This is a genomic window from Serratia sp. szju (genome assembly GCF_044594185.1).
Lineage (GTDB): Bacteria > Pseudomonadota > Gammaproteobacteria > Enterobacterales > Enterobacteriaceae > Serratia > Serratia bockelmannii.
In genome coordinates this window covers 4475776-4489051 of the sequence record NZ_CP172576.1, presented here as the reverse complement: position 1 = coordinate 4489051, position 13276 = coordinate 4475776, and the positions used below count along the sequence as shown (strand labels likewise).

General features: G+C 58.4%; 9 protein-coding genes, 2 tRNA genes, 3 other RNA genes and 3 pseudogenes. 10 read left to right on the top strand and 7 right to left on the bottom strand.

All coding sequences use genetic code 11. The annotated features are described in order from the left end of the window. Position 1: 1 nt before the first annotated feature. From parM to RE418_RS21230, 3 pseudogenes are all read left to right on the top strand, one after another. Positions 2–565 (top strand): annotated as a pseudogene (gene parM, locus RE418_RS21240) (plasmid segregation protein ParM domain-containing protein); the annotation flags it as partial. 11 nt (positions 566–576) lie between these two features. Further along, positions 577–941: pseudogene (locus RE418_RS21235) on the top strand (plasmid partitioning/stability family protein). A 992-nt stretch (positions 942–1933) separates the two neighbouring features. Then, a pseudogene (locus RE418_RS21230) lies at positions 1934–2581 on the top strand (DUF4942 domain-containing protein); the annotation flags it as partial. 119 nt (positions 2582–2700) lie between these two features. Here RE418_RS21230 and RE418_RS21225 read toward each other — a convergent pair. From RE418_RS21225 to RE418_RS21205, 5 genes are all read right to left on the bottom strand, one after another. Continuing rightward, positions 2701–2820, bottom strand: a non-coding RNA gene (locus RE418_RS21225) — RtT sRNA. Positions 2821–2866: 46 nt separating this feature from the next. After that, positions 2867–2986: non-coding RNA, RtT sRNA (locus RE418_RS21220), on the bottom strand. Between the two features lie 47 nt (positions 2987–3033). Continuing rightward, positions 3034–3123: transfer RNA gene (locus tag RE418_RS21215), tRNA-Ser, on the bottom strand. Between the two features lie 289 nt (positions 3124–3412). Further along, positions 3413–3533, bottom strand: a non-coding RNA gene (locus RE418_RS21210) — RtT sRNA. A 42-nt stretch (positions 3534–3575) separates the two neighbouring features. Further along, positions 3576–3665 (bottom strand) — tRNA-Ser (locus tag RE418_RS21205). A gap of 447 nt (positions 3666–4112) precedes the next feature. Between RE418_RS21205 and RE418_RS21200 the strand changes: the two genes are divergently transcribed. The 6 genes from RE418_RS21200 to RE418_RS21175 all read left to right on the top strand — a co-directional run bounded on the left by RE418_RS21200 (position 4113) and on the right by RE418_RS21175 (position 11001). Beyond that, on the top strand, positions 4113–5579 hold the full coding sequence (locus tag RE418_RS21200) for a peptide MFS transporter (protein ID WP_049203463.1): 1467 nt from the start codon (positions 4113–4115) through the stop codon (positions 5577–5579). A gap of 126 nt (positions 5580–5705) precedes the next feature. Continuing rightward, a complete protein-coding gene (gene ghrA / locus RE418_RS21195; RefSeq protein WP_049295393.1) occupies positions 5706–6647 on the top strand; it encodes a glyoxylate/hydroxypyruvate reductase GhrA in 942 nt (313 codons plus the stop codon). Between the two features lie 90 nt (positions 6648–6737). Then, the gene (locus RE418_RS21190; RefSeq protein WP_025302439.1) at positions 6738–7475 is read left to right on the top strand and encodes a phosphatase; all 738 of its coding nucleotides are present in this window, start codon (positions 6738–6740) and stop codon (positions 7473–7475) included. Between the two features lie 42 nt (positions 7476–7517). Next, positions 7518–8096, top strand: coding sequence for a molecular chaperone (locus RE418_RS21185; protein WP_019455786.1), 579 nt, complete (start codon positions 7518–7520; stop codon positions 8094–8096). Between the two features lie 149 nt (positions 8097–8245). Next, positions 8246–8899, top strand: coding sequence for a tellurite resistance TerB family protein (locus tag RE418_RS21180; RefSeq protein ID WP_033642711.1), 654 nt, complete (start codon positions 8246–8248; stop codon positions 8897–8899). A gap of 68 nt (positions 8900–8967) precedes the next feature. Continuing rightward, on the top strand, positions 8968–11001 hold the full coding sequence (locus tag RE418_RS21175; RefSeq protein ID WP_089180775.1) for a S9 family peptidase: 2034 nt from the start codon (positions 8968–8970) through the stop codon (positions 10999–11001). A gap of 35 nt (positions 11002–11036) precedes the next feature. Here RE418_RS21175 and exoX read toward each other — a convergent pair whose 3' ends face one another. Both exoX and RE418_RS21165 read right to left on the bottom strand, forming a co-directional pair. Continuing rightward, positions 11037–11705 (bottom strand): exodeoxyribonuclease X, encoded by a 669-nt coding sequence (exoX, locus tag RE418_RS21170; RefSeq protein ID WP_025302442.1) that lies wholly within the window; start codon positions 11703–11705, stop codon positions 11037–11039. Between the two features lie 26 nt (positions 11706–11731). After that, a complete protein-coding gene (locus RE418_RS21165) occupies positions 11732–12478 on the bottom strand; it encodes a carbon-nitrogen hydrolase family protein (RefSeq protein WP_399675534.1) in 747 nt (248 codons plus the stop codon). Between the two features lie 369 nt (positions 12479–12847). On the opposite strand from RE418_RS21165, the gene dksA reads away from it, so the two are divergent. Beyond that, positions 12848–13273 carry an RNA polymerase-binding protein DksA gene (gene dksA, locus RE418_RS21160; protein ID WP_043141630.1) on the top strand — a complete coding sequence of 142 codons (426 nt, stop codon included), beginning with the start codon at positions 12848–12850 and terminating at the stop codon, positions 13271–13273. Positions 13274–13276 lie beyond the last annotated feature (3 nt).

The window sequence follows — 13276 nt, the reverse complement described above, 5'->3', positions numbered from 1 at the left end:
TGATATCGTGGTGACGCTATCGCTTGCGGAGTTCTATGATGAAGACGCCCAGTACCGGCTTGATAACATTGAGCGCAAGAAACAGAACCTGCTGCAACCGGTGGTGCTGAATAACGGTCACGTCTTTACCATTACCCGCGTCACCGTGCGCCCGGAGTCCATTCCTGCTGGGATTGCGCTGTGCGATCAGCTATCGGCGTGTCTCTGGTGACCGATGAAGTGCAGCAGGCATTGCGTAAAGCCGGTATGGCGCTGTCCCGCTACAACGTAGATCGGTTGATTATCAATCGTTTCGACGATACGTACCTGGCGAGCAATATCAATGCTCCGCGAGCTGTCGATTCCATAAAGCAGGCAATCCATAGTGGTATCACGCGTTACCGTGTGAGGGTACTGGAAGTAATTGATCGCTTTAAAGGATATACCCATGTTGCGATTGTTGGTGGTGGAGCCGGCCTGCTGGCTGATGACATTCGTACTCACGTGAATCTGCGTGAAGACCGTTTCTTTGTGGCCCAAGATCCGCAGTTTGCGCGTGGTTCACGGTTTAAAAGCTATTGGCTGACTGAGGTAGTAATGAACCGAAGAAAAGTACTGATTTATCTGCGCCCTGAAACACATGCCAGCGAGCGCTTCGCGGATACGCGAATTGAGGCGCATCACCGGGGCGATCGCGGTGAACTATCACGAACGGCATTACTGGCAGGTATAGCGCTGGGAGAAATTGACCGCCGGTTGCCGTCGGTACTTGCGGCACTGCTGGCTGACAATACGAGTCAGGAAACATTGCGAACCATACTGTCCTGTCATCGTTTCTGAATATTCAGCCGGGTCCTGCTCCATCTGTAGTGGTGGCGGCTACAGACCCACCTCCTGACGTAACGGAAGAACCCACCAGCAGCGTTTCAGCAAAGAATCTGGCGGGTTCTCTGCCAGAATGATTTGTTTTTAATGTTATATTATCACATTGGCAAGCTAAAAAACAGGACGCTCAGCCTTAACGGTGGGGCGTCTTTTGTTTATTTCATTCTGTTCAATATTCCATAACACAATGAATACATGGATAAATCATGTTTCCTGTATGAACGCCTCCCCGTTTGCAAGGCTTCCGTTGTTCTGACATCGACGAGTAGTTGCAGCTTTGTATTCGGACTTACTGCAGTCAGAGCTACGGGTCACTATGAGATTCGCTGACCTGAGCCTTATTCTCCAAGCGGTCTTTATGCCTATGGAAACATTCAGGTTTGTCAGATAACGGTCTTACCGTCTTTGTCATCACTTTGGCCGCCATAGCAACCTTTCAGCATTCACCCTTTTTAAGAGTTAATGTTTATCAATAACAGCCGTTAATATGGCCTGATACTGACATGATTTTTATCGTACTTACGTTCATGGGCAGGTATCGGCGCTCAGCCTGGGATTTTTCCTCTCGCTGTATAGAGTTTACTCACACGTATCGCTGATCCTTATCGATGACCCATCCCAGTCGCTGGATGAGGTGAATATTGCCTCTTTGACTGATCTTCTTCGCTGCGAGTTCAACAATCGCCAGTTGATCGTTTCCTCGCACGAGGATGACATTTCCTCATATATGCGCTATCGGTTTACCAAGGCCGGTTTGAGCACCCGATCGCTTAGCTAAGGAAGCTCTGGTCGCTGCAGGCTGAGTCATCATGATAGGGGCATATGGAGCGTGCCCACAGGTCTATGGACTGAGATGGTCAGGACAATTGATCGTACCACTTGAAGTGCGAATTACCGGAAATCCAGATGGCATCTTCCCCTTGTTGGAACAGTGCAATCTCAAATCAGAAAAGCCTCAATTGGGTTTTGAATATACAGTGCTGTTGATTCATTCAGATGCTAATGTTTAGGGCCGAAATAAAAAAGATTGGACTACAAACATATCTGATTAAGGCATTTAGTATTGTGCCAGGGACATCGCTACGACTGCTGGCTCACGGATGATATGACAAAGGCGATGACAGCCATTACCCGCAGTATCGATCGCGGGATATGGCGGGATTTGATGCAACGCTCTGGAATGCAGAGCCTGATGGACGCTCAGTCCCGTGACGAGTGGCACAGGAGCTTGGAGAAAGACGATATTCCTGCCGTCAGTGAAGCTAATATCCTGAGCACGTTCGAGCAATTACATCTGAATAAAGGCGAGGTGTTTGAGCGCGGTGTGATAAATGTGTTCAAAGGGTTAAGCTGGAATTTTAAGACGAACTCGCCCTGCAAGTTTGGTACGAAAATCATTGTGACTGGGCTGGTCAAATGTGACCGATGGGGATTTGGGCTGAACTGGGGCTGGCAGCGTGACCGGTTAGCGGACCTTGAACGCATGCTGATGCTTCTGGATGGGAAACCTGTTCCCGACAACCGTGCCGACGTCACCCGTCGACTGGGTGACCATATCCATGCGAATCGGCACAGCAACCGTTACGCGGATGAGATGTTTGCAATCAAGTACTTTCAGAAGGGAATTGCTCATATCACCTTTAAGCGGCAAGAACTGGTCGATAAACTGAATGGCATCATCGCCCGCCACTATCCGGGAGCACTGGCAACGAGATGAAAGGGGAGTAAGCTGTCCGATGTCTTCGCAAGCCAGACAGTAATGGCATACTGGATGGCATGCCGAAAAGATGCACAAAAGAAAAAGCGCATGTTAATTAATAACATGCGCTCGTAATATGGCGGTGAGGGAGGGATTGATTCGCTGCGCTCACCCTGCGGGCCGCCGTTGGCGGTCCAAAACGCAGGCGTTTTGTCGAACCCTGTCGATGATTCTCACCCTCCCGGTCAGTGCGCCATGCATACAAAAAAGCCTGAACGTGAGTTCAGGCTTCTTCGTAGAATATGGCGGTGAGGGAGGGATAGATTCGCTGCGCTCACCCTGCGGGCCGCCGTTGGCGGTCCAAAACGCAAGCGTTTTGTCGAACCCTGTCGAGGGTTCTCACCCTCCCGGTCGGTGCGTTATGCAAACAAAAAAGCCTGAACTTTCGCTCAGGCTTTCTCGTTAGAATATGGCGGTGAGGGAGGGATTCGAACCCTCGATACACTTTCGCGTATACACACTTTCCAGGCGTGCTCCTTCAGCCACTCGGACACCTCACCATATTTTTTTGTTGCGAAATCATCGCTGCAACGGGGCGCTACTATAGGGAGTGGGGCCGATCCGGTCAAGAATAATTTCTGTGTTTTTGTTCGTCCGCTCAAGCCGTGCGCACTTTGCTGAAAACTGCGGCGAACGGCAGGGCAGATGTCATGAAAGGGTGAGAAAATCAGAAGTAGGGCTCGTGGATAACCGGCGGAAATGGGGATCATGATCGCAGAGGCTGGGGAGATGCGCAGTGCACCATGCAAAAAAAAGCCTGGACGCGAATCCAGGCTTTCTCTTTGAATTTGGCGGTGAGAGAGGGCTTGATTCGCTGCGCTCACCCTGCGGGCCGCCGTTGGCGGTCCAAAACGCGGGCGTTTTGTCGAACCCTGTCGAGGCTTCTCACCCCTCTCGGCGGTGAGCCATGCAAAAAAAGCCTGGACGCGAATCCAGGCTTTCTCTTTAAATTTGGCGGTGAGAGAGGGGTTCGAACCCTCGATACACTTTCGCGTATACACACTTTCCAGGCGTGCTCCTTCAGCCACTCAGACACCTCACCGTTTTGTTTTCGATAACGCTTTGCGCTGTCGACGGGCGCTAATGTAGGAGAATCTGATCTCAGCGTCAACCCTCTTATTTCATTCTCATGACTGTTTAGCCAAACTTGCAGCAATTTGCTGATTTACCGAACGATATTCCCACTCGTGGCCACACGTGGGCAGGGTAGACCGCAGTCGGAATCCATAAAAGACGATTGTTTGACCTTTTTCTGTACAGGTAGCTCAATATATCGCCACTGACGTTAGGTTGTCTGCTGTTATATGCATTAATACTGGATTATTAGTCAGATGTGTCGCTAAATGGAATTGTGTCGGCGCGGCGTTTTTGGCAAGGAACATCACAACGCCGCGCAGATTGCCGGGTGACAGGCCGGCGATATCGCAGACAGGGACAGACTCATTACATAATAATGCAGTAGAGGTTCGTTTTGACTCCTTCAGATGCCATGCCGGCGCCGCAAGCGCGCCATGCCATTCCCCCCGGTGCGGGGGCGCTGTTCTTCATCCAGATCTTCGCCACGCTGGGTTTCGCCGTACTCTATTCCACGCTGGTGCTGTACGCCACCAAGCGGCTGGGCTTCAACGAAAGCAGCGCCAACGCCATGATGGGCGTGTTCGGCGCCTTCAACTATGGCCTGCACATGTTCGGCGGCTATCTCGGCGGCCGTTTCCTCAGCAACCGCAACCTGTTCGTGCTCGGCATGGTGCTGCAGGTGATCGGCTGCGCGCTGATTGCCGTCGCGGGCGTGTGGGGGCTGTACTGGGGGCTGGCGATGTTCCTGACCGGCAGCGGCCTTAACGTGACCTGCATTAATATGATGCTGACTCAGCGTTTCAAGCCGGACGATGATCGGCGCGAATCGGCCTTCCTGTGGAACTACGCCGGCATGAACCTCGGGTTCTTCGTCGGCTTTACCGTCGCCGGTTATTTCCAACTGACGGAAAACTACCGCGCGCTGTTCCTGTTTGCCACGCTGGGCAACGCGGCGGCGATTATCGTCGCCGTCTGCCGTTGGCGCATTCTGGCCGATCTCAATACGCCGCTGCACGATGCCAGCCGCAGCCAATACCGTTGGCGCATGCTGGTCGGGCTGGCGGTGTTGGTAGCGCTGGTGCCGATCATCCGTGTGATGCTGACCCACGCCGAGTTCAGCGGCCATTTCGTGATTGTGCTCGGCGCGCTGATCTTCCTGATGCTGTGCGTCGTGACGCTGCGCCACCATCCGCGCGATGAGCGCCGCAGAATGGCGGCTTATCTGATCCTGGCGCTGGGCTCGCTGGTGTTCTGGGCGCTGTACCAGCTGGCGCCGATGGGGCTGATGCTGTTCTCCGAGCACAACATCAATCTGAACGTTTACGGCATTCAGGTGGCGCCGCAGTGGATCCAGAACATCAACACGCTGGTGATCGTGGTGGGCGGCCCGCTGCTGGCCTGGTGGTTCAATCGCCTGCGCGCTCGCGGTTGCAACATCGACATTCCGCTGCAGTTCTCCGGATCGCTGTTCTGTATCGGGCTCGGCATGCTGGTGCTGCCGCTGGGCATCAGCATGGCGGGCGGCGACGGGCTGGTGGCGTTTAAATGGATCGTCATCAGCTATGTGCTGCAAAGCGTTGGCGAATTGATGATCTCGCCGATCGGTTACGCGATGATCGGCAAGCTGGCGCCGCCGCGCTATCAGGGCGTGATGATGGGCTGCTGGATGATGGTGACCGGCGTCGCTTCGGTGTTGGCGGGCTACGTCTCCGGCCTGATGCCGGAAAACAGCGGCAACACGCCGCTGCAAACCAATCCCGGCTACAGCGAAATCTTCAGCGCGCTGGGCTGGGGGGCGACGGGCGTCGGCGTGGCGATGCTGATTCTCATTCCGCTGCTGCGGCGCCTTATCCGGCGCGACGGCCCGTCTGCCGCCTGATTGGCGAGTATGCGCAACAGCCCCACTGGTCGGGGCTGTTTTTATTTTGGGCTTTAACGCTTGCATCCGGCGGCGAATCGCGGAAGGCTGGAGGAAAACCAATAAAAACAAACGGGAGCCCGCAGTATGAACATCATTTATTACCACCCCTTGTTTAACGCCCAGGAATGGCTGGCCGGCATCAAGCAACGCCTACCGCAGGCCGAGATCCGCGAGTGGCAGCGCGGCGACGAGCGGCCAGCCGATTACGCGCTGGTGTGGCGCCCGCCGCACGAAATGCTGGCCAACCGCCGCGATCTGAAAGCGGTGTTCGCCCTCGGCGCCGGCGTCGATGCCATTCTTGATCAGGAGCGCAAACACCCCGGCACGCTGCCCGCCGGCGTGCCGCTGCTGCGGCTGGAGGATACCGGCATGGCGCAGCAGATGCAGGAATATGCGCTGAGCTATGTACTGCGCTATTTCCGCCGTTTCGACGAGTATCAGGCGCTGCAGCAGCGGCAGGAATGGCAGCCGCTCGATCCTCACTCGCTGGATGATTTCACCATCGGCATCCTCGGCGCCGGCGTGCTGGGGCAGAGCGTGGCGCGCAAGCTGACCGAGTTTGGCTTTCGCGTGCGCTGCTGGAGCCGCAGCGCCAAACAGATCGACGGCGTGCAAAGTTTCGCCGGGGAGGCGCAGCGCGCGGCCTTCCTCGACGGCGTCAAACTGCTGATCAACCTGCTGCCCAATACGCCGGAGACCGTCGGCATCCTCAACCGCGAGCTGTTCGCGCAGTTGAGCACGGGCGCCTATCTCATCAACATCGCGCGCGGCGCACACCTGGTGGAGGCCGATCTGCTGGCGGCGCTCGAGCAGGGGCAGCTGGCCGCCGCCACGCTGGACGTGTTCGCCCGCGAGCCGCTGCCGCAGGATCACCCGTTCTGGCGTCATCCGCGTGTCACCATTACCCCGCATATTGCTGCCATCACGTTGCCGCAGCAGGCGATGGATCAGATCGCCGCCAACATCCGCGCGCTGGAGGCGGGGCACACCCCGGCCGGCGTGGTCGACAGGCAGCGGGGTTACTGATCCTTCAGCCGCCGTTCGGTAACTGATAAGCTGTTATCGTCATCGCGCCTGCCCGTACCTTTGCGGGCGGGCCCTCTGGAAGGAGAAACAATGTACCCCGTTGATTTGCACATGCACACCGTCGCCAGCACCCACGCTTACAGCACGCTGCACGATTACATCGCCGAAGCCCAGCAGAAGGGCATCAAGCTGTTCGCCATCACCGATCACGGCCCGGACATGGCCGATGCGCCGCACTACTGGCACTTTATGAACATGCACGTCTGGCCGCGCCGGGTGAACGGCGTGGGCATCTTGCGCGGTATCGAAGCCAACATCAAAAACCTACAGGGCGACATCGACTGCACCGGCCCGATGTTGACCGCCACCGACGTGATCATCGCCGGTTTCCACGAGCCGGTGTTTGCGCCGCAGGATAAAGCGTCCAATACTGAAGCGATGATCGCCGCGATGGCGCAGGGGGACGTGCATATCATCAGCCACCCCGGCAACCCACGTTATCCGATCGACATTCCCGCCGTCGCGGCGGCGGCGGCCAAATACGAGGTGGCGCTGGAGCTGAATAACTCGTCGTTCACCCACTCCCGCAAGGGCAGCGAGGCCAACTGTCGGGCAATCGCCGCCGCCGTGCGCGATGCCGGCGGTTGGTTGGCGCTGGGTTCGGATTCGCACGTTGCCTTTTCGCTGGGCAACTTTGAGCACTGCGAGCGCATCATCGACGAGGTGGGCTTCCCGCAGGAGCGCATTCTCAACGTCAGCCCGCGCCGGCTGCTGGATTTTCTCGAACGGCGCGGCAAGCCGGCGATTGCGGAATTGGCCGATTTGTGACATCGTCCCGGCAAAATTTTCCGTATTGAATAAGGCTTTATCATGAATGAGTTTTCGATTGTCTGCCGCGTGCTGGGTACGCTGTTCTACCGCCAGCCGCAGGATCCGCTGCTGGTGCCGCTGTTTGCGCTGATCAAAGAGGGCAAGCTGCAGCAGCACTGGCCGCTGGAGCAGGATGACCTGCTGAAGCGCCTGCAGCAGGGCTGCGATGTCAACCAACTGGCGACCGACTTCAACGCGATGTTCGTCGGCAGCGAGTGCAGCGTGTCGCCGTTCCGCTCCGACTACGTCGAAGGCGCCAGCGAAGCGGAAGTGCGCACCTTCTTGCAGCAGCGCGGCATGCCGCTGGCGGAGGCACCGGCCGACCATTTCGGCCAGCTGTTGCTGGCGGCGTCCTGGCTGGAAGATCAGTCGCAGGAAGATGAAGCACAGGCGCAGATCGCGCTGTTCGACGAGTTCCTGTTGCCGTGGTGCGGCCGTTTCCTCGGTAAAGTGGAAGCGCACGCCACCACCGGTTTCTACCGCACGCTGGCGCTGATGACTCGTGACGCCATCCAGGCGATGCGCGACGAGCTGGCGGAGTACGAGCAGGACGACGAAGCGGGCGACGAAGAGGCGTAACGCCGCAGCCATCCAGGCGGGCCGCCCGGCCCGCTAAACACAGGTTTGCATCCCCCAGACGTAAATTGACAAAAGATCCCCTAATCTGGCGGTTTACCGTCGGTTCGGCCGCGCCTGCGCGCCGCGTTTTTTCACGCAAGGGGTAGATGATGAAAAGTAACTGGATGCAACAGATTCAAACGTTGATCGGGCAGAAGGCCGGCGCGATGGGCGGGGCGGAAGGCATCGGCAAGCTGCTGGCGCCCACGGCGCTGGGCGGCCTGGTCGGCGTGCTGTTGGCCAACAAGTCCTCGCGCAAGCTGGTGGGCAAGTTCGGCAAGAATGCGCTGATTATCGGTGGCAGCGCGGCGGTGGGCGCAGTGCTGTGGAACAAGTACAAACAGCGGGTGAAAGAGACCCATCAGGACGAACCGCAGTTCGGTTTGCAAACCACGCCGGTGGATCTGCGCGCCAAACGCCTGGTGCAGGCGCTGGTGTTTGCCGCCAAGAGCGACGGCCATATCGATGCCGACGAGCAGCGTGCCATCGATCACAGCCTGGCGCAGTTGCAGGTGGGGGAAGAGGCGCAGGGTTGGGTACAGGAAGCGCTCGATCAGCCGCTCAACCCGGCATTGATCGCCCGCAGCGTGCAAAACGAAGACGAGGCGCTGGAGGTTTATTACCTGAGCTGTCTGGTGATCGACGTCGATCATTTTATGGAGCGCGGCTATCTCGATGCGTTGGCACAGGCGCTGAAGATCCCGGCGGACGTCAAGCAGGGCATCGAGAGCGACGTCAACGAGAAAAAGCGCGAGCTGGCGTAGCGCCGCTTGGCAAGCCGGGGGGAATCGTGTCACTCTTGCCGCAATCTATGTAAGCGGATGATTTAGCAATGATGACCCCACCGAAAGCGGAAAAACGTCCTTATCCCATCACTATCCACGGCGACACGCGCGTGGATGACTACTACTGGCTGCGCGACGACGAGCGCGCAGACCGCCAGGTGCTGGACTACCTGCAGGCGGAGAACGCCTATACCGATGCGATGCTGAAGCCACAGCAGGCGCTGCGTGAAACCCTGTACGAAGAGATGGTGGCGCGTATTCCGCAGCAGGAACATTCGGTGCCTTACGTGCGCCATGGCTATCGCTATCAGACGCGCTACGAGCCGGGCAACGAATACGCGATTTCCGTGCGCCAGCCGCAGGCCGAGAGTGAGCACTGGGAGGTGCTTATTGACGGCAACCAGCGCGCCGAGAATCACGAGTTTTATACCCTGGGCGGGCTGGACGTCAGCCCCGACAACCAGCGGCTGGGGGTGGCGGAGGATTTCCTGTCGCGCCGCCAGTATGACATTCGCTTCAAGAGCCTGGCCGACGGCAGCTGGGCGGACGAAGTGCTGGAAAACACCTCCGGCAGCTTCGAGTGGGCCAACGACTCCTCGACGGTCTACTACGTGCGCAAGCACGCCAAGACGCTGCTGCCGTACCAGGTCTATCGCCACGTGGTGGGCAGCGATCCGCAGCAGGACGAGCTGATCTACGAAGAGCGGGACGATACCTTCTACGTCGGGCTGGAGAAGACCACCTCCGAGCGCTTTATCCTGATCCACCTGAGCAGCACCACCACCTCGGAGATCCTGCTGCTGGATGCCGATCGCGCGGACGCCAAGCCGCAGCTGTTCGTGCCGCGCCGCAAGGATCACGAGTACGCCATCGATCACTATCACCAGCATTTCTATATCCGCTCCAACAAGGACGGCAAGAACTTCGGCCTGTACCAAAGCGAACAGGCGGATGAAGCGCAGTGGCAGACGCTGATCGCCCCGCGCGGCGACGTGATGCTGGAGGGCTTCAGCCTGTTCCGTGATTGGTTGGTGGTGGAAGAGCGTAATGCCGGCCTGACGCTGCTGCGCCAGATCCATTGGCAAAGCGGCGAAGAGAAGCGCATCGCCTTCGACGATCCGACCTACACCACCTGGCTGGCGTATAACCCGGATCCGGAGACCGCGCTGCTGCGCTACGGCTATTCGTCGATGACCACCCCGACCACGCTGTACGAGCTGAACATGGACAGCGGCGAGCGGACGATGCTCAAACAGCAGGAAGTGAAGAACTTCACGCCAGAAAACTACCGCAGCGAGCGGGTGTGGGTGAAGGCGCGCGACGGCGTCGAAGTGCCGGTCTCGCTGGTGTATCGCCAGGACAGCTTCCAGCGCGGCACCAACCCGCTGATGGTGTATGGCTACGGATCTTACGGCAGCAGTATGGATCCGGCGTTCAGCGCCAGCCGCCTGAGCCTGCTGGATCGCGGTGTCGTGTTCGCGCTGGCGCACATTCGTGGCGGCGGCGAGCTGGGGCAGCTGTGGTATGAAGACGGCAAACTGTTCAACAAGCAGAACACCTTCAACGACTTTATCGACGTGACCGAAACGCTGGTCGCCCAAGGATACGGCGACGGCAAGCGGGTGTTCGCGATGGGCGGCAGCGCGGGCGGCCTGCTGATGGGCGCGGTGATCAACCAGGCGCCGCAGCTGTTCCACGGCGTGGTGGCGCAGGTGCCGTTCGTCGACGTGGTGACCACCATGCTGGATGAGTCCATTCCGCTGACCACCGGCGAATACGACGAGTGGGGCAACCCGAACGAGCAGGCCTATTACGACTACATCAAGCAGTACAGCCCGTACGATCAGGTGAAAGCGCAGGAGTACCCGCATCTGCTGGTGACCACCGGCCTGCACGATTCGCAGGTGCAGTATTGGGAGCCGGCCAAGTGGGTGGCCAAGCTGCGCGAGCTGAAAACCGACGATCGGCAGCTGCTGCTGTATACCGACATGGATGCCGGCCACGGCGGCAAATCCGGCCGTTTCAAGGCCTATGAGGATATTGCGTTGGAGTACGCCTTCATTCTGGCGCTGGCGGAGTAACGGCATTCGGCGGGCGGCCTGCGCCGCCCGCCGTGTTAGCCGATCAGATAGTATTTCAGAGTGTGCTTCATGTCCGGGCTCAGATCGTCGATGGATTTCAGCATCCAGCGCAGATAGCCAGGATCTTCCTGGGCGATGCGATCAATCTCCTGCCCGCGATACTTGCCGAACTTGAACTTCTTCAGCAGCACCGGCTGTTCGGTGATCTGCACCATTTGCTCCGGCGTCCAGCCCGAATCCTTGATGATGCGTTGCAGCAGCGCGGCGGTGACGTAGCAGTCATACAGCGCGCGGTGCGGGTACAGCGTGGCGTCTGCCGGCAGCTGCACGTCCAGATTCAGCGCGTAGCGCAGATACTGGTTGCCGTACTTGATGTCCGGATACAACGTGCGCGCCAGCTTGAGGGTGCAGATCCAGGCGCCGTTCATCTCCGGCAACACCCCGCGATCAAAGGCGGCGTTGTGCGCCACATAGTAGGGGCTGCCCTGATAGCGGCCGATCGCCACCGCAATGCGCGGTTTGTCTTCCACCATCTGTTCGGTGATGTGATGAATCGCCATCGCGTCGAGGCTGATGGGGCGGTCCGGGCTGACCAGATCGCTCATCGGGTTGGTCAATTGGCCGTCGAGCAGATCGAGGGAGGCCACTTCCACCACGCCGCCGTCCAGCCCGCAGGTCTCGGTATCTATTACGCGTAACGTCATGCTTTCCTCCGCGTTGCCGTCAGGCTTCAGCTTAACCGGCACAGGCGGCCGTGCCAACCGTCGCGGGTCTTGTCGGCGATGACAAGACCAGGGGCGTCATCCGGTGCGGCAACCAAAAGCGCTCCCGTTTCATCCCAGATGGCGCTGCGGCCTGCCGGGATCCAGCCACCGGTTGGCGCTGCATGGTTGGCCATCAGCGTGACCATGCCATAACGCCGGGCATAGCCTGCCAGCGTGGCGCTGTCTTTCGCGTAACCGGCTTCAGATACCAGCACGCCGGCGGCATAAATCTGCGCACCCGCCAGCGCGGCGGCACTTGCGTGGCCGGGTTGCGAGGTGTCGGCGCAGATAGCCAGTGCGATGCGTTGCCGATGTATTTCCAGCAGCGTGCCGCCATTACCGGGCAAGAACCGTTGTTGTTCCGCGCCGTGCAGATGTTGCTTGGTATAGGCGGCCACCGCGCCTTTGGGGTGAAAGATCAAGGCGGCGATATGCAGCGCCTGGCCGCTGCGCAAGGGCGCGCCGACGATGATCGTCATCTGATGCGATTGCGCCGCCGCAGCGAGCGGTTGCAGACGCGGATCGCCCAGCGTCAGCGCCAGTTCGGCAGCATCGGCCAGCTCATAGCCGCTTAGCGACAGTTCGGGAAAAACCAGCAGTTGCACCTGCTGTTCGGCTGCCTGCGCGACAAATTCAAGGTGACGTTCAAGGTTGCAGGCGATATTGGCCGCAGCGGCGGGGTATTGGGCTGCGGCGAGGGTAAAGCAGGGCATTGGCCATCTCTCCAGTGAGGCAATAAAAAACCCGCCTTGGCGGGTTTAATGACGGATGGAAGGACGCTTACTCACCAGACGGATGCGCTTTTTTGGCGCGTTTCTCCGCACGTTTCTCGGCTGGGGTTTTCAACGGCTTCTTCTTCGCATTTTTTTTGCTATCCATTCCCTTACTCATGATGGCCTCTCGTTACCTATGATTGGGTGGCTTGCTCAGCCATTAACCGCCTAAAGCCGACAGGATGCAAGCGACAAAGTGCCAGTAGTGTGTAACTGGCTGTTTGCACGTGAAATTTTGTTTTTGGATGACCGGGTGCTTAAAATAATTATTATGTTATAATATTACACTTTTAGGGTTCGGAGAACGCAATGACAGTGATGACATTACCGGATGCGCAGCAACTGCTGGCCATGCCGGATTCTGATTACATGAACTCGGTTCAACGGGCTTTTTTCCGCCAGCTGCTGCAGGATGAGCGGCAAAAACTGCTGCTGCACATCGATGAGCTGAAGAAGGCGATCGACAGCGGCGAAGCGACGGGCGATGAAGCCGACAAGGCGGCGCGCGAAGAAGAGCTGCGCCTGTTGTTCCGCCAGTTGGATCGCGAAAGCCGCCTGCTGCCGAAAATCGATGCGGCGCTGGCGCGGTTGCAGAACGGCGAGTACGGCTACTGCCGGGAAACCGGCGAACCCATCGGCTTGGCGCGTCTGTTGCTGCGCCCGACGGCGGAGCTGAGCATCGAGGCGAAAACCGCGCAGGAGATGCGCGAGCCGCATATGCGCAAAGGCGGGTAAGGT